13 protein-coding genes are annotated in these 15,968 nt (G+C 56.1%); 11 read left to right on the top strand and 2 right to left on the bottom strand.

Going from position 1 to position 15,968, the window contains the following annotated elements:
• The first annotated feature begins 135 nt into the window (after nt 1–135).
• The 6 genes from ACQG2Q_RS01750 to ACQG2Q_RS01725 all read left to right on the top strand — a co-directional run bounded on the left by ACQG2Q_RS01750 (nt 136) and on the right by ACQG2Q_RS01725 (nt 6,269).
• Complete coding sequence (locus tag ACQG2Q_RS01750; RefSeq protein ID WP_063850427.1) at nt 136–1,650, top strand: sugar ABC transporter ATP-binding protein; 1,515 nt, start codon at nt 136–138, stop codon at nt 1,648–1,650.
• Between the two features lie 2 nt (nt 1,651–1,652).
• Nucleotides 1,653–2,648 carry an ABC transporter permease subunit gene (locus ACQG2Q_RS01745; RefSeq protein ID WP_063850426.1) on the top strand — a complete coding sequence of 332 codons (996 nt, stop codon included), beginning with the start codon at nt 1,653–1,655 and terminating at the stop codon, nt 2,646–2,648.
• Between the two features lie 28 nt (nt 2,649–2,676).
• Entirely contained in the window at nt 2,677–3,618 is a 942-nt protein-coding gene (locus ACQG2Q_RS01740; protein WP_003860240.1) for an ABC transporter substrate-binding protein, read from the top strand.
• 74 nt (nt 3,619–3,692) lie between these two features.
• Nucleotides 3,693–4,379 (top strand): D-lyxose/D-mannose family sugar isomerase, encoded by a 687-nt coding sequence (locus tag ACQG2Q_RS01735; RefSeq protein WP_045309106.1) that lies wholly within the window; start codon nt 3,693–3,695, stop codon nt 4,377–4,379.
• 10 nt (nt 4,380–4,389) lie between these two features.
• Complete coding sequence (locus ACQG2Q_RS01730) at nt 4,390–5,250, top strand: ketose 1,6-bisphosphate aldolase (RefSeq protein ID WP_048965641.1); 861 nt, start codon at nt 4,390–4,392, stop codon at nt 5,248–5,250.
• Nucleotides 5,250–6,269, top strand: coding sequence for a carbohydrate kinase family protein (locus tag ACQG2Q_RS01725; RefSeq protein ID WP_023299104.1), 1,020 nt, complete (start codon nt 5,250–5,252; stop codon nt 6,267–6,269). The genes ACQG2Q_RS01730 and ACQG2Q_RS01725 overlap by 1 nt, the downstream gene beginning before the upstream one ends.
• Here ACQG2Q_RS01725 and ACQG2Q_RS01720 read toward each other — a convergent pair.
• Nucleotides 6,251–6,982: a response regulator gene (locus ACQG2Q_RS01720; protein ID WP_022646769.1), complete on the bottom strand. Its 732-nt coding sequence runs from the start codon at nt 6,980–6,982 to the stop codon at nt 6,251–6,253. The genes ACQG2Q_RS01725 and ACQG2Q_RS01720 overlap by 19 nt on opposite strands.
• A gap of 256 nt (nt 6,983–7,238) precedes the next feature.
• Here ACQG2Q_RS01720 and fdhF point away from each other — a divergent pair, with 256 nt between their 5' ends.
• The 4 genes from fdhF to ACQG2Q_RS01700 all read left to right on the top strand — a co-directional run bounded on the left by fdhF (nt 7,239) and on the right by ACQG2Q_RS01700 (nt 12,101).
• Nucleotides 7,239–9,386: a formate dehydrogenase subunit alpha gene (fdhF, locus tag ACQG2Q_RS01715; protein WP_080465274.1), complete on the top strand. Its 2,148-nt coding sequence runs from the start codon at nt 7,239–7,241 to the stop codon at nt 9,384–9,386.
• 296 nt (nt 9,387–9,682) lie between these two features.
• Nucleotides 9,683–11,052 (top strand): IS3-like element ISKpn8 family transposase gene (locus ACQG2Q_RS01710; protein WP_085949440.1). Its coding sequence is split into 2 segments (ribosomal slippage): nt 9,683–10,163 and nt 10,163–11,052, totalling 1,371 coding nucleotides; the frame shifts between segments, so codons are not numbered across the junction.
• Between the two features lie 100 nt (nt 11,053–11,152).
• Complete coding sequence (locus ACQG2Q_RS01705; protein ID WP_022646767.1) at nt 11,153–11,305, top strand: Hok/Gef family protein; 153 nt, start codon at nt 11,153–11,155, stop codon at nt 11,303–11,305.
• A 121-nt stretch (nt 11,306–11,426) separates the two neighbouring features.
• On the top strand, nt 11,427–12,101 hold the full coding sequence (locus ACQG2Q_RS01700; RefSeq protein WP_038415085.1) for a tetratricopeptide repeat protein: 675 nt from the start codon (nt 11,427–11,429) through the stop codon (nt 12,099–12,101).
• Between the two features lie 83 nt (nt 12,102–12,184).
• On the opposite strand, the gene gltP is transcribed toward ACQG2Q_RS01700, so the two are convergent.
• Nucleotides 12,185–13,498 carry a glutamate/aspartate:proton symporter GltP gene (gene gltP, locus ACQG2Q_RS01695; RefSeq protein ID WP_022646765.1) on the bottom strand — a complete coding sequence of 438 codons (1,314 nt, stop codon included), beginning with the start codon at nt 13,496–13,498 and terminating at the stop codon, nt 12,185–12,187.
• Nucleotides 13,499–13,921: 423 nt separating this feature from the next.
• Between gltP and acs the strand changes: the two genes are divergently transcribed.
• On the top strand, nt 13,922–15,880 hold the full coding sequence (acs, locus tag ACQG2Q_RS01690; RefSeq protein ID WP_023299100.1) for an acetate--CoA ligase: 1,959 nt from the start codon (nt 13,922–13,924) through the stop codon (nt 15,878–15,880).
• The last annotated feature ends 88 nt before the right edge of the window (nt 15,881–15,968 follow it).

Genomic DNA, 15,968 nt, shown 5'->3' with positions numbered 1-15,968 from the left:
CCACAGGGAGAGGGAAAAGGAAAATGTGATGGCGATTAGCTATTCATAACTATGACAAATATGAACAGCTTCTGACATTTTGCATTTACGCGCCTGTGATGAAGTGCAGATATCGACATTCACAGGAGATCCGCCATGAGCAGAACCCCGGTTTTAGAGATGCGCCACATTGCCAAAACCTTTGGCAATTTCCACGCGCTCAAGGGCGTGGATTTGACGGTTTTCCCCGGTGAGATCCACGCGCTGATGGGGGAAAACGGCGCCGGAAAAAGCACGCTGATGAAGATCCTCGCAGGTGCCTATACCGCCAGCAGCGGCGACATCCTCATCGACGGTAAGCCGTTTCATATCAAAGGGCCGAAGGATGCGCTGGCCGCAGGCATTACCCTGATTTATCAGGAGATGCAGCTTGCTCCTAACCTGACCGTGGCGGAAAACATTTTTCTCGGCAGCGAGCTGTCGCGCGGCGGGCTGGTCCAGCGCAAAGAGATGGCTGCCCAGGCGCAGGCGGTCATTGACCGTCTGGGCGCGCAGTTCAGCGCCACCGACCTGGTCATGAAGCTGACGATCGCCGAGCAGCAGCAGGTGGAGATCGCCCGCGCCCTGCACCGCAACAGCCGCATTCTGGTGATGGACGAACCTACCGCCGCCCTCTCCTCGCGCGAAACCCACCGTCTGTTCGAACTGATTTTGCGCCTGCGCGATGAAGGCATGGCGATTATTTACATCAGCCACCGGATGGCGGAAGTGTATGAACTCTCTGAACGCGTCAGCGTGCTGCGCGACGGGCAATACGTCGGCAGCCTGACGCGCGACAGGCTCAACGCCTCCGAGCTGGTGCGCATGATGGTGGGCCGTCCGCTCAGCGATCTGTTTAACAAAGAGCGCGATATTCCCCTCGGCAGCCCGCGTCTTAACGTCCACCACCTCACCGACGGCAAAAAAGTGCAGCCCAGTAGTTTGCAGGTGCGCTCCGGTGAAATCGTCGGACTGGCGGGGCTGGTCGGGGCCGGACGTTCCGAGCTGGCGCAGCTGATCTTCGGCGTGCGCAAAGCCACCGGCGGCATGATTGAGGTGGACGGCGAACCGGTGGTGATCCACTCCCCGCGCGCGGCCATTGAGAACGGCATCGGTTTTCTTACCGAGAACCGCAAGGAGCAAGGTCTGTTTCTGGAGCTGGCGGCGCAGGAGAACATCACCATGGCGACGCTGGAGCGCGACGCCACTTTCGGCTGGCTGAACCGCAAAAAAGCGCAGTCTATTTCTGATGACGCCATCGCCCTGCTCAATATCCGCGTGCCCCATTCACAGGTGCGCGCGGGCGGGCTCTCCGGCGGCAACCAGCAAAAACTGCTGATCTCCCGCTGGGTGGCGATAGGCCCGCGCATTCTGATTCTGGACGAGCCCACGCGCGGCGTGGACGTCGGCGCAAAAAGCGAGATCTACCGCATCATGAACCAGATGGCGCGCAAAGGCGTTGCGATACTGATGATCTCCAGCGAGCTGCCGGAAGTAGTAGGGATGAGCGACCGGGTGTACGTGATGCGGGAAGGCAGCATTGCGGGTGAACTGCACGGGCGCGACATCTCTCAGGAAAACATCATGACGCTGGCAACCGGCGTAAACGACACACATCATCAGGCGGTGTAATTATGACAACTCCAACCCATCCGCAGCAGGTGGCGAAATCCGCCTCCGCCAAAAAAATGCTGATGAGCGATCTGATGCAAACGATCGGCATTTTGCCGATTTTAATCCTGATTGTGGCGGTATTTGGCTTTATCGCCCCGAACTTTTTCACCGAGAGCAACCTGCTCAACATTACCCGGCAGGCGTCGATCAACATTGTGCTGGCGGCCGGGATGACCTTCATCATCCTGACCGGCGGGATTGACCTCTCCGTGGGCTCGATTCTGGGCACCACGGCGGTGGCGGCGATGGTGGTCTCGCTTATCCCTGAATTTGCGATGCTCTCCATTCCGGCGGCGCTAATGCTCGGTATGGTACTGGGGCTGTTCAACGGCGCGCTGGTGGCCTTCGCCGGACTACCGCCATTTATCGTTACGCTCGGCACCTACACGGCGCTGCGCGGCGCGGCCTACCTGCTGGCGGACGGCACGACGGTTATTAACTCCAACATTAACTTCGAGTGGATCGGCAATAACTACCTCGGCCCGATCCCCTGGCTGGTGGTGATCGCCCTGGCGGTGATTGTGGTGTGCTGGTTCATCCTGCGCCGCACCACCCTCGGTGTTCACATCTATGCGGTCGGCGGCAATGTGCAGGCGGCACGCTTAACCGGCATTAAGGTCTGGCTGGTGCTGCTGTTTGTCTACGGCATGAGTGGCCTGCTCTCGGGCTTAGGCGGCGTGATGAGCGCTTCACGTCTCTACAGCGCCAACGGCAACCTCGGCACGGGGTACGAGCTGGATGCGATTGCGGCGGTGATCCTCGGCGGCACCAGCTTCGTCGGCGGGATCGGCACGATCACCGGCACCCTGGTGGGCGCGCTGATCATCGCCACCCTCAACAACGGCATGACGCTGATGGGCGTCTCCTATTTCTGGCAGCTGGTGATCAAAGGGGCGGTGATCATCATAGCGGTGCTGATCGACAAATACCGTACCCGACACCATCAAAGTGCATAACAACAATACCCTACGTGAGGAATACAGCATGAGATTGAAGCCCTTAGTGACCGCGCTCTGTGCTGGCGCGCTGCTGGCCGCAACCCCGTTTGCGCAGGCAAAAGATCTGAAATCCATCGGCGTGACGGTGGGTGACCTGGCTAACCCGTTCTTCGTGCAGATCACCAAAGGTGCCGAGCTGGAAGCGCGCAAGCTGGCGGGAGATAACGTCAAGGTGACGCTGGTCTCCAGCGGGTACGATCTGGGCCAGCAGGTGTCGCAGATCGATAACTTCATTGCGGCGAAAGTAGACATGATCATCCTTAATGCCGCGGATTCCAAAGGGATCGGCCCCGCGGTAAAACGCGCTAAAGAGGCGGGGATCGTGGTCGTGGCGGTGGACGTGGCGGCGGAAGGGGCCGATGCGACCATCACCTCCGATAACACTCAGGCGGGAGAAATGGCCTGTAAGTACATTACCGACCGCCTGAAAGGTAAAGGCAACGTGGTGATCATCAACGGACCGCCGGTTTCTGCGGTACAAAACCGCGTGGAGGGCTGCCAGACCGAGTTCAGGCGCCACCCGGATATCAAAGTGCTCTCGGATAATCAGAACGCCAAAGGCAGCCGCGAAGGCGGCCTGGAGGTCATGACCTCCCTGCTGGCGGCCAATCCGAAGATCGACGGCGTATTCGCGATTAACGATCCGACCGCGATCGGCGCCGATCTGGCGGCTAAACAGGCTCAACGCAACGAATTCTTTATCGTTGGCGTGGATGGCAGCCCGGATGGTGAAGAAGCCCTGAAGCGCGAAAACTCGCTGTTTGTTGCTACCCCGGCGCAGGATCCGCAAGTGATGGCGGCGAAGGCGGTGGAGATTGGCTATGACATTCTTCAGGGCAAACCTGCGCCGAAAGAGCCCGTGCTGATCCCGGTGACGATGATCGATAAAAAGAACGTCGGCACGTATAAGGGGTGGACGGTTAAGTAAGCCCCTCACCCCGACCCTCTCCCCTTTGGGGAGAGGGTTAGGGTAAGGGGGCGGCAAAAACTCAAGGAGTCCCCATGAAACGCTCCGACATCAATGAAATCCTCGGCCACACGCGGCAGTTCTTCTCCATGCACGACGTGCATCTCCCGCCTTTTGCCAGCTTTCCGCCGACAAAATGGCAGCAGCTTGACCAGGCAGCATGGCAGGAGGTGTTTGACCTCAGGCTCGGCTGGGACGTGACGGCATTTGGTGGCAACAACTTCGCTGCACAGGGGTTAACGCTTTTCACCCTGCGCAACGGCTCCCCCAACGGCGTGCCCTATGAAAAGTGCTATGCCGAAAAAATCATGCACGTCCGCGACGGCCAGGTGACGCCGATGCATTTTCACTGGCGCAAGCGGGAGGACATTATTAACCGCGGCGGCGGGAATCTGATTATTGAGTTATGGAATGCGGGCGCGCATGAAGAGACCGAAAACACCGACGTGACCGTCACGATAGACGGCTGTCGGCAGACGCACGCGCCCGGCAGCCAGCTGCGCCTCACGCCTGGGGAGAGCATCTGCCTGACGCCCGGCCTGTACCACAGTTTCTGGGGTGAACGCGGCTTTGGTGACGTGCTGGTGGGCGAAGTGTCGTCGGTCAATGACGATGAACACGACAACCACTTTTTACAGCCCATTGACCGCTACAACACCATTGAAGAAGACGAACCGGCGGTGCTGGTGCTGTGCAACGAGTACACCCTCTTTCGGATATAAGGAGTGAATGATGCCATTGATTTCTCTTGCCGACGGTCTGGCCCACGCCAGGGAACACCGCTACGCCCTGGGCGCGTTCAACGTGCTCGACTCCCATTTCCTGCGCGCGCTGTTTGCCGCCGCGAAGCAGGAACGCTCGCCGTTTATCATCAACATCGCCGAAGTGCATTTTAAGTACGTGTCTCTGGAGTCGCTGGTGGAAGCGGTGAAATTCGAAGCTGCCCGCCACGATATTCCCGTGGTGCTTAACCTCGACCACGGACTGCATTTTGAGGCGGTGGTGCGCGCCCTGCGTTTAGGGTTCAGCTCGGTGATGTTCGACGGCTCCACGCTGAGCTATGAGGAAAATATCCGCCAGACCCGGGAAGTGGTGAAGATGTGCCACGCGGTGGGCGTCTCGGTAGAGGCGGAGCTGGGCGCGGTAGGCGGGGATGAAGGTGGCGCGCTGTACGGTCATGCGGATGAAGCCTTCTTTACCGACCCGCAGCTGGCGCGCGAATTTGTTGATTCAACCGGCATCGATGCGCTGGCGGTTGCCATTGGCAACGCGCACGGCAAATACAAGGGCGAGCCGAAGCTTGATTTTCCGCGTCTGGACGCCATTCGCCAGCAGACGGGCCTGCCGCTGGTTTTACATGGTGGCTCTGGCATAAGCGACACTGATTTCCGCCGCGCCATTGAACTCGGTATTCATAAAATCAATTTCTATACCGGCATGTCGCAGGCCGCACTTGCCGCCGTTGAGCAACGCATGGCGAACCGCCAACCGCTTTACGATGAGTTTGCCGAGCTGCTGCTGGGCATTGAAGAGGCCATTACCGATACGGTTGCGGAACAGATGCGCATCTTCGGCAGTGCGGGGCAGGCCTAATGGAACGCAAAGGGATCGTCGCCGCAGGCAATATGCTGGTGGATCACGTCCACCAGATCGTACAGTGGCCGGAGCGCGGCTGGCTGGCAGAAATCACCCACAGCGAACGCTCAACCGGCGGTGCGCCGCTCAACGTTCTGCTGACGCTGGCAAAAATGCACGTCGGCCTGCCGTTACAGGCGGTGGGGCTGATTGGGGAAGACAGCGACGGAGACTATATTCTGGCGATGCTCGACCAGTATCACGTCAATCGCCAGCGCGTGCAGCGCACGACGTTCTCCCCAACGTCGATGTCGCAGGTGATGACCGACCCCAGCGGACAGCGCACCTTTTTCCACTCGCCGGGCGCCAACCGCCTGCTGGATCTTCCCGCCTTCGATCGTTTAGACGGATCGCTGAAGATCTTCCATCTCGGCTATCTGCTGCTGCTCGACAGCCTGGATATGCCGGACGAGGAATTTGGCACCCGCAGCGCGCGGTTACTGGCACAGATGCACGATCAGGGGTATGAAACCTCGCTCGATCTGGTGTCCCGCAAGGGCGACCCGCGCTATCAGCCGCTGGTGCTCCCTGCCCTGCGCCATCTTGATTATCTGGTGATTAACGAGCTGGAAGCCGGTGAGTTTAGCGGGCTTGAGATCCGCGACGGCCATGATGCGCTGAACATGGCCCATATCGCCGACGCTGCCGCACAGCTGCTGGCGGCAGGCGTGCGACAGCGGGTGGTGATCCACTGTCCGGAAGGGGCATGGGGTGAAGCGCCGGGTGAAAAAGGGCAATGGGTTCCGTCGTGGAAGCTGACGCAGGACGAGATTATCGGCAGCGTCGGCGCGGGCGACGCGTTTTGCGCGGGCTTTTTATACGGCTGCCATGAATCCCTGCCGCTGACGGAGAGTATTTATCTGGCGCACGCCTGCGCGCGGGCCAGCCTGCTGGCGGCTAATGCAATTGACGGCGCGAAAACGCTGGCCGAGCTTCAGACGTTTATTCAGGAGAACGGTCAGGCGGCTTTCTCATGATGGGAAACGTCCGTGGCAAAAACATAGCCCAGACCGCGAATGGTTTTGATCAGCAGAGGCTGGTGCGGATTAACCTCAATTTTTCGCCGTAACCGCATGATCAACACGTCGATAGTGCGGTCAAAGACCTCGGCGCTTTCGCTGTGGGTCAGTTCAAGCAGTTGTTCACGGCTCAGTACCCGGCGGGCGTTTTGCGTTAATGCCAGCAGCAGGCCATATTCGCCCTGGGTTAACGGCACGGTATTACGCTGCGGATCGCTCAGCTCGCAGCGGGTGGTGTCCAGCGTCCAGCCGTTAAAGGCAATACCTTCAACGCGCGGCGCGGCAGGCTCCGCGGCCAGCGCACCGGTACGACGCAGCACCGCCTTAACGCGGGCGACCACCACGCGCGGATTGAACGGTTTTCCGATGTAATCATCAGCGCCCATTTCCAGCCCAACGACCACATCTGATTCACTTCCCAGCCCCGTCAGCATCACCACCGGTAGCGACGGTCGCCGCTTTTGCATCTGCAGCAAAACCTGTAATCCGTTGATATCCGGCAGCATCATGTCCAGCAGAACCAGCGCAATGCCGGAGTCCTGCTGGACACGGTTCACCGCTTCCTGACCGGTGTGACACGTCAGCACGGTAAAGACGTGCTCGCTGAGCACATCCTGTAGCAGTTCGCAGACTGCGACATCATCATCAACCACCAGAATCGCCGGTTTCATCGCATGCTTCCGTCAGGGAATTATGTTAAGTCTGAACCATTCTGCCGCCGGCTCCAGCCGAATTGTTTTTTACGTGACGGAAATTCAATCCATGTCACATCCCCTGCCCTTTCGACACGTCAATTTTGACGATTGGCTGTTTTTCGTCAGGGTTTTGCCCCGCAAAGGGTCGTAAAGTCAGGAAATACCCATAGTAAAAACATGGCATAGAAGCTGCATATTGGGCAGGTAAGAACTGTTTAACTGGAGCAAAGTGATGAAAAAAGTCGTCACGGTTTGCCCTTATTGTGCCTCAGGTTGCAAGATCCACCTGGTGGTCGATAACGGCAAAATCGTCCGGGCGGAAGCGGCGCAGGGTAAAACCAATCAGGGCACGCTGTGCCTGAAAGGGTACTACGGCTGGGATTTTATTAACGATACCCAAATCCTCACCCCGCGCCTGAAAACCCCTATGATCCGCCGCGAGCGCGGCGGCAAGCTGGAAGCCGTCTCCTGGAATGAAGCGCTGGATTATGTTGCCACGCGCCTTAGCGCCATCAAGGCCAAGTATGGCCCGGATGCGATTCAGACCACCGGCTCCTCACGCGGAACCGGGAATGAAACCAACTATGTGATGCAAAAATTCGCGCGCGCCGTTATTGGTACCAATAACGTCGACTGCTGCGCTCGCGTCTGACACGGCCCATCGGTTGCAGGTCTGCACCAGTCGGTCGGTAACGGCGCAATGAGTAATGCCATCAATGAGATAGATAACACCGATCTGGTGTTCATCTTCGGCTATAACCCGGCGGATTCTCACCCTATCGTCGCGAATCACGTGATTCGCGCCAAACAGAACGGGGCGAAAATCATCGTCTGCGATCCGCGCAAAATTGAAACCGCGCGCATTGCCGATATGCACATCGCACTGAAAAACGGCTCGAACATCGCGCTGTTAAATGCAATGGGGCACGTCATTATTGAGGAGAACCTCTACGACCAGGCGTTTGTCGCAAGCCGTACCGAAGGGTTTGAAGAGTATCGCAAGATTGTCGAAGGCTATACGCCGGAGTCCGTAGAGGCGATAACCGGCGTCAGCGCACAGGAGATCCGCCAGGCGGCGCGGATGTACGCCGGAGCGAAAACCGCCTCTATTCTGTGGGGTATGGGCGTGACCCAGTTCTACCAGGGCGTGGAAACCGTGCGCTCGCTCACCAGCCTCGCCATGTTAACCGGCAATCTGGGTAAAGCGCATGTGGGCGTGAACCCGGTACGTGGTCAGAATAACGTGCAGGGCGCGTGCGACATGGGCGCGCTGCCGGACACCTATCCGGGCTACCAGTACGTCAAATTCCCGGAAAATCGCGAGAAATTCGCGAAGGCCTGGGGCGTGGAGAGCCTGCCTGAGCACACGGGGTATCGCATCAGCGAGCTGCCGCACCGCGCGGCGCACGGTGAAGTGCGTGCGGCCTACATCATGGGTGAAGATCCGCTCCAGACCGACGCCGAGTTGTCTGCGGTGCGTAAAGGGTTTGAGGATCTGGAGCTGGTGATTGTTCAGGATATCTTTATGACCAAAACCGCGGCGGCGGCGGATGTGATTTTACCGTCGACCTCCTGGGGAGAGCATGAAGGTGTCTATACGGCGGCAGACCGCGGCTTCCAGCGCTTCTTCAAGGCTGTCGAGCCGAAGTGGGATCTGAAAACGGACTGGCAGATCATCAGCGAAATCGCCACCCGCATGGGCTACCCGATGCACTACAACAACACCCAGGAGATCTGGGACGAGTTGCGGCATCTGTGCCCGGACTTTTATGGGGCAACCTATGAAAAAATGGGTGAGCTAGGCTACATCCAGTGGCCGTGCCGGGATGAGTCAGAGGCGGATCAGGGAACGTCGTACCTCTTTAAAGAAAAATTCGACACCCCGAACGGGCTGGCGCAATTCTTCACCTGCGACTGGGTCGCGCCGATCGATAAACTCACCGACGAGTATCCGATGGTGCTCTCCACCGTGCGTGAAGTGGGCCATTACTCCTGCCGTTCCATGACCGGCAACTGCGCCGCGCTGGCGGCGCTGGCGGATGAACCGGGCTACGCGCAGATCAACACCGCCGATGCCGAACGGCTCGGTATTGAAGATGAAGCGCTGGTGTGGGTGAACTCGCGTAAAGGCCGCATCATTACCCGCGCGCAGGTCAGCGACCGTCCGAACAAAGGCGCGGTCTATATGACCTACCAGTGGTGGATTGGCGCCTGTAACGAGCTGGTGACGGAGAACTTAAGCCCGATAACCAAAACGCCGGAGTATAAATACTGCGCCGTAAACGTGGAGCCCATAGCGGATCAGCGCGCAGCGGAACAGTACGTGATCGACGAATATAACAAGCTGAAAGCCCGCCTGCGTGAAAGCGCAATGGGATGAAGCTGTTAATTAATCGCTGACTAAATGGGGTGAGATATTCACCCCATTATTATTTCTGGCATCGCTATTAATAATATCAATATATTTCTCTGAAGACGTCTCGCAGAAAAATGTAATTTGCGCGAAAATTAATTACATCTTTGCATTTTAATTCAGAGGGATAAGATATGCGGCGGGTGCTTAAGACTTTCTGTCTTGAGCATTGTTGAGGGACAGAAAGTGGAAAGCCCCGGGAAATTTGCATTTACCTGTACTGCACCCATTTTGTTGGACGATGAAATGGAATAGTCCCTGATATGTCAAAGCCAAAATACCCCTTCGAAAAGCGCCTTGAAGTCGTGAATCACTACTTCACAACTGATGATGGTTACAGGATCATCTCTGCACGTTTTGGTGTGCCTCGAACCCAGGTCAGGACGTGGGTTGCCCTCTATGAAAAACATGGAGAAAAAGGTTTAATTCCCAAACCTAAAGGCGTTAGTGCTGATCCAGAGTTGCGCATTAAGGTCGTGAAAGCCGTGACCGAGCAGCAGATGTCCCTCAATCAGGCTGCTGCTCACTTTATGCTTGCTGGTAGTGGTTCTGTAGCCAAGTGGCTGAAAGTCTATGAGGAGCACGGAGAAGCTGGTTTACGCGCACTCAAGATCGGCACCAAAAGAAACATTACAATGTCAGTTGATCCAGAAAAAGCGGCGTTAGCATTGGAGCTGTCGAAAGACCGACGTATTGAGGATCTTGAAAGACAAGTTCGATTCCTTGAAATGCGGCTTACGTATCTAAAAAAGCTGAAAGCCTTAGCTCATCCCGCGAAAAAGTGAAAGTACTCAACGAGCTAAGGCAGTTTTACCCTCTTGATGAGCTTCTCAAGGCAGCGGAGATACCGCGCAGTACGTTTTATTACCATCTAAAGGCTCTCAGCAAGCCTGATAAGTATGCGGATGTTAAAAAGCGTATTGGTGAGATTTATCACGAGAATAAAGGTCGTTACGGATACCGTAGGGTAACGTTGTCTCTCCATCGAGACGGGGAACGGATTAACCATAAAGCCGTTCAGCGCCTGATGGGAACCCTCTCGCTTAAGGCAGCGATTAAGGTCAAGCGATACAGCTCCTACAGAGGAGAGGTAGGGCAAACCGCCCCCAATGTTCTCCAAAGGGATTTCAAGGCTACACGGCCAAACGAGAAGTGGGTTACCGACGTTACTGAATTTGCAGTCAATGGGCGAAAGCTGTATTTGTCTCCAGTAATAGATCTCTTCAACAACGAAGTTATTTCTTACAGCCTGTCGGAAAGACCTGTGATGAACATGGTCGAGAATATGCTCGATCAGGCATTCAAAAAGCTTAAGCCTCACGAGCATCCTATTCTGCACTCTGACCAGGGATGGCAGTATCGTATGAGAAGGTATCAAAACATCCTTAAAGAACAAGGCATTACACAGAGCATGTCCAGAAAAGGCAATTGTCTGGATAATGCAGTCGTGGAATGTTTCTTTGGAACCTTAAAGTCGGAGTGTTTTTATCTTGACGAGTTCAGTAATATAAGCGAACTGAAGGATGCTGTTACGGAATATATTGACTACTACAACAGCAGAAGAATTAGCCTGAAATTAAAAGGTCTGAGTCCAATTGAATATCGAACCCAGACCTATGTGCCTCGTGTTTAACTGTCCAACTTTTTGGGGTCAGTACAACCCGAGGCTACCCCTCAACCCCCAACAGGTTGAGAGTAGCCTCTTATTCTTTTTTTCACAAGGAGTAAAAGGCATGACGCCATTAAAAACTGCGTTAGGCATCGTCTTTATTATTTGCCTGACGATAGTGATCTTTACCTTTATTACTCGCGGTAACTTATGTGAGTTTTCAATAAAGAGTGAACATCAGGAGGTGGCGGCGAAATTAGCCTGTAACGCAGGCTAACCTCTTCGGGTGGAACGCGTGTTCCGCCCGGCTTGTGGGATGCTGAGGTCTTAACGCACCCGTTTTTTTCTTCTGTCACCGCGATTATACTGCGCGGCATGTACCCCGATGATAAGAATCCATGAAAGCTATTTTTCTGTTGTTGTTATTTTTAACCGCCTTTGCCCGTGCCGATGAGATAGGCAGCCAGTATCGAAAACAGGCGGAAGCCGGTGATGCGCGCGCCCAGTATTATCTTGCCGATACGTACTTCAGCTCCGGCGACAGCAAGCAGGCCGCGCTGTGGGCCGAGAAAGCGGCGAAAGGCGGCAATGTCGACGCCATGGCGCTGCTGTCGCAAATCCTCTTTACGCAGGGCGACTACGCACAGGCCAAAGCTCTGGCCCAACAGGCAAACATTGCGGGCAGCAAACGCGGCGCGATCATGCTGGCGCGGGTGCTGGTGAACACGCAGGCAGGCAAGACCGACTACCCGCAGGCCATTAAACTGCTGCAAACGGCGACCGAAGACATCGATAGTGACTCGGCGGTAGACGCGCAACAGCTGCTGGGGCTGATCTATGCCAACGGCGTTGAAGTCCCTCAGGATGACGTGCAGGCTGCGGCGTGGTTCAAGCGGAGTTCGGCTCTGTCCCGGACGGGCTATGCGGAGTACTGGGCAGGCATGCTGTTCAGGCAGGGTGAGAAAGGCTTTATCACACCGAATAAACAGAAAGCGCTTTACTGGTTAAACCTGAGCTGTACGGAAGGGTTTGATACCGGGTGTGAAGAGTTTGATGCGTTGAGCGGGGAGTAAATTATTGCCCGGTGGCGCTGCGCTTACCGGGCCTACGGTTATGTAGGCCGGGTAAGGCGAAGCCGCCACCCGGCATTTTTACATCACTGGTCAGCCGTTTTATCAAAACGACCCAGCACCTCGCGTTCATACGCCAGCGCTTTTTTACGGTCGAACTTGTGTTCCCACTTGGAGATTACCAGCACCGCCAGCGCATTACCCACCACGTTCAGCGCGGTACGCGCCATGTCGAGGATACGGTCCACACCGGCGATAAACGCCAGGCCTTCCAGCGGAATACCGACGCTGCCCAGCGTCGCCAGCAGCACCACGAAGGAGACGCCCGGCACGCCTGCGATACCCTTTGAGGTCACCATCAGGGTCAACACCAGCACGATTTCCTGCCACAGCGACAGGTCAATGCCGTACAGCTGAGCGATAAAGATTGCCGCAATACTCTGATACAGCGTTGAACCATCCAGGTTGAAGGAGTAACCGGTCGGTACAACGAAGCTGGTAATGGACGCCGGTGCACCGTAGGCCTCCATCTTCTCAATGATACGCGGCAGCACGCTCTCGGAGCTTGCCGTGGAGTACGCCAGAATCAGCTCATCTTTCAGAATGCGGATCAGGATCCAGATGCTCAGCCCGCACAGGCGCGCCACAATCCCCAGCACCACCAGCGCGAAGAACAGGATCGCGAAGTGCACCAGAATCACCAGCTTCGCCAACGGCCACAGGGAAGCAAAGCCGAAGTTCGCCACGGTTACGGCGATCAGTGCAAAAACACCCACCGGCGCATAGCGCATCACCATGTGGGTGACTTTGAACATGGTTTCAGAGATAGAGCGGAACACCGTTACCAGCGGTTCACGGTGCGTCGCGGGCAGGGAAGAAAGCCCCAGACCAAAGAGCACTGAGAAGAAGATGATCGGCAGCATCTCGCCCTTCGCCATTGACGCGATAATGTTGGTCGGAACCAGTGACAGAATTGTGCCCATCAGACCGTGCGAATGGCTCTGCACGTCGGCGGTGGTGCTTTGATATTTCGAAATATCCACCGTCGCCAGCTGCGACATATCAATCCCGGAACCTGGCTGGAACACGTTCGCCAGGGTGATACCAAGAATGATGGCAACCGTGGTGATCACTTCGAAATAGAGAATGGTTTTAACGCCGATGCGGCCTAACTGTTTCGCATCACCTACCCCGGCAATACCGACCACCAGCGTCGAGATCACAATCGGCACAACAATCATCTTGATCAGATGAATAAAGATATCGCCCGCTGGCGAGAGAAGGTTCGCAATCAGCCACTCGCGGCTGTCGCTATGGTAATGGAGGTAACTGCCCAGCAAGATGCCCAGCACAAGGGCCAGCAGGATCTGCCAGGCCAGGCTGACTTTCAAATTTTTCATAGAAACTGACTTCCTCAATGAAATCTCCGCACCAGCAAAACTGCATGAATATGGAGACATACTGAAAGGGTATGAATTGTGTTGCGTTGGTTTATGGGATTTTTTAACGCGCCGTATGAGTATCATTTGCACGGCATGCTGCGCAAGCCTTAAAGAACAAGGCATTTCACTGCAAAAAGCGTCATTGACGGTAATTAATAGCAATCCACATCAATAACCGATTGTTATGAAAAAACTTTTACAAACAAAAAAGTGAATAATTCTTCAGATGAATTATTTCCCTTCAAAGTTTCATTCGCTCAATTTTCATACTCTTCAGACATTGCGTGATCTGTCGCCCAAATACTAAACAAAGCTTGTAAAGCCCCTACTATTAACGTTTTTGCGACATATTATTAACATCTTACAAGGAGAAAAAAAGCCATGAGCCAAATACACAAACACGACATTCCCGCAAACATTGCGGACCGTTGCCTGATAAGCCCGGAGCAGTACCAGGAGAAATACCAGCAGTCCATTTCCAGCCCTGACGCATTCTGGGGTGAACAGGGCCACATCCTCGACTGGATCAAACCTTATCAGAAGGTAAAGAACACCTCTTTCGCGCCGGGCAACGTCTCCATTAAATGGTATGAAGACGGCACGCTGAACCTGGCGGCGAACTGCCTGGACCGCCATCTTGCCGAACGCGGCAACGAAACGGCCATTATCTGGGAAGGCGACGATGCCTCTCAGAGCAAACACATCTCATATAAAGAGCTTCATCGCGACGTCTGCCGCTTCGCCAACGTGCTGCTGGCCCAGGGCATTAAAAAAGGCGATGTGGTGGCGATCTATATGCCGATGGTGCCGGAAGCCGCGGTGGCTATGCTGGCCTGCGCGCGCATCGGCGCGATCCACTCCGTTATTTTTGGTGGCTTCTCGCCGGAGGCGGTTGCCGGACGTATCGTCGACTCGAACTCAAAGCTGGTGATCACCGCTGACGAGGGCGTGCGTGCCGGGCGCGGCATTCCGCTGAAGAAAAACGTCGATGAAGCGCTGAAAAACCCGAACGTGAAATCCATCCATAACGTCATTGTCTTCAAACGCACGGGCGGCAACATCGACTGGCACGAAGGCCGAGACCTGTGGTGGAGCGATCTGATTGAAAACGCGAGCGACCAGCATCAGCCGGAAGAGATGAACGCGGAAGATCCGCTGTTTATCCTTTATACATCCGGATCCACTGGTAAGCCGAAGGGCGTGCTGCATACCACCGGCGGCTATCTGGTTTACGCGGCCACCACCTTTAAATACGTTTTCGACTACCATCCGGGCGACATCTACTGGTGTACCGCCGACGTGGGCTGGGTCACCGGTCACAGCTACCTGCTGTACGGCCCGCTGGCCTGCGGCGCAACGACGCTGATGTTTGAAGGTGTACCTAACTGGCCAACGCCGGCGCGTATGTGTCAGGTGGTTGATAAGCATCAGGTCAACATTCTCTACACCGCGCCAACGGCGATCCGTGCGCTGATGGCGGAAGGCGATAAAGCCATCGAAGGGACCGACCGCTCTTCCCTGCGCATCCTCGGTTCCGTGGGCGAGCCGATCAACCCGGAAGCCTGGGAGTGGTACTGGAAGAAGATCGGCAACGAGAAGTGCCCGGTGATGGACACCTGGTGGCAGACCGAAACCGGCGGCTTCATGATCACCCCGATGCCGGGCGCCACGCAGTTGAAAGCCGGTTCGGCCACCCGTCCGTTCTTCGGCGTGCAGCCCGCGCTGGTGGACAACGAAGGCAATCCGCAGGAAGGGGCCACCGAAGGCAACCTGGTAATCGTCGATTCCTGGCCTGGCCAGGCGCGTACCCTGTTCGGCGACCATGAGCGCTTCGAACAGACCTACTTCTCAACCTTTAAAAACATGTACTTCAGCGGCGACGGCGCGCGCCGGGACGAAGACGGTTATTACTGGATCACCGGACGCGTGGACGATGTGCTGAATGTTTCCGGCCACCGTCTGGGCACGGCGGAGATTGAGTCTGCGCTGGTGTCGCATCCGAAAATTGCCGAAGCGGCAGTTGTCGGCATTCCTCACAACATCAAAGGCCAGGCGATCTACGCCTACGTCACCCTGAACCACGGCGAGGAGCCGTCGCCAGAGCTGTATACCGAGGTGCGCAACTGGGTGCGTAAAGAGATCGGCCCGCTGGCCACGCCGGACGTGCTGCACTGGACCGACTCACTGCCGAAAACCCGTTCCGGCAAGATTATGCGCCGTATTCTGCGCAAAATCGCAGCGGGCGACACCAGCAACCTCGGTGATACCTCAACGCTTGCCGATCCTGGCGTGGTGGACAAACTGCTCGAAGAGAAGCAGGCCATCGCAATGCCTTCCTAGTGTTTTCTCCCTCTCCCCGTGGGAGAGGGCCGGGGTGAGGGCATCAGACCGCACCTTCCTTCCATCACCCTAACCCTCTCCCCATAGG

The sequence above is a fragment of the Enterobacter cloacae complex sp. 370H10 genome (assembly GCF_050031535.1).
GTDB classification, from domain to species: Bacteria; Pseudomonadota; Gammaproteobacteria; order Enterobacterales; family Enterobacteriaceae; genus Enterobacter; species Enterobacter intestinihominis.
The sequence above is the reverse complement of the archived record's forward strand: the minus strand, read 5'-3'. Positions and strand labels throughout refer to the sequence as shown.

What these genes read in the sequence shown, in the direction of transcription:
- ACQG2Q_RS01750 (WP_063850427.1), top strand. Translation starts at nt 136, where the DNA reads ATGAGCAGAACCCCGGTTTTAGAGATGCGCCACATTGCCAAAACCTTT.
- ACQG2Q_RS01745 (WP_063850426.1), top strand. Translation starts at nt 1,653, where the DNA reads ATGACAACTCCAACCCATCCGCAGCAGGTGGCGAAATCCGCCTCCGCC.
- ACQG2Q_RS01740 (WP_003860240.1), top strand. Translation starts at nt 2,677, where the DNA reads ATGAGATTGAAGCCCTTAGTGACCGCGCTCTGTGCTGGCGCGCTGCTG.
- ACQG2Q_RS01735 (WP_045309106.1), top strand. Translation starts at nt 3,693, where the DNA reads ATGAAACGCTCCGACATCAATGAAATCCTCGGCCACACGCGGCAGTTC.
- ACQG2Q_RS01730 (WP_048965641.1), top strand. Translation starts at nt 4,390, where the DNA reads ATGCCATTGATTTCTCTTGCCGACGGTCTGGCCCACGCCAGGGAACAC.
- ACQG2Q_RS01725 (WP_023299104.1), top strand. Translation starts at nt 5,250, where the DNA reads ATGGAACGCAAAGGGATCGTCGCCGCAGGCAATATGCTGGTGGATCAC.
- ACQG2Q_RS01720 (WP_022646769.1), bottom strand. Translation starts at nt 6,982, where the DNA reads ATGAAACCGGCGATTCTGGTGGTTGATGATGATGTCGCAGTCTGCGAA.
- ACQG2Q_RS01705 (WP_022646767.1), top strand. Translation starts at nt 11,153, where the DNA reads ATGACGCCATTAAAAACTGCGTTAGGCATCGTCTTTATTATTTGCCTG.
- ACQG2Q_RS01700 (WP_038415085.1), top strand. Translation starts at nt 11,427, where the DNA reads ATGAAAGCTATTTTTCTGTTGTTGTTATTTTTAACCGCCTTTGCCCGT.
- gltP (WP_022646765.1), bottom strand. Translation starts at nt 13,498, where the DNA reads ATGAAAAATTTGAAAGTCAGCCTGGCCTGGCAGATCCTGCTGGCCCTT.
- acs (WP_023299100.1), top strand. Translation starts at nt 13,922, where the DNA reads ATGAGCCAAATACACAAACACGACATTCCCGCAAACATTGCGGACCGT.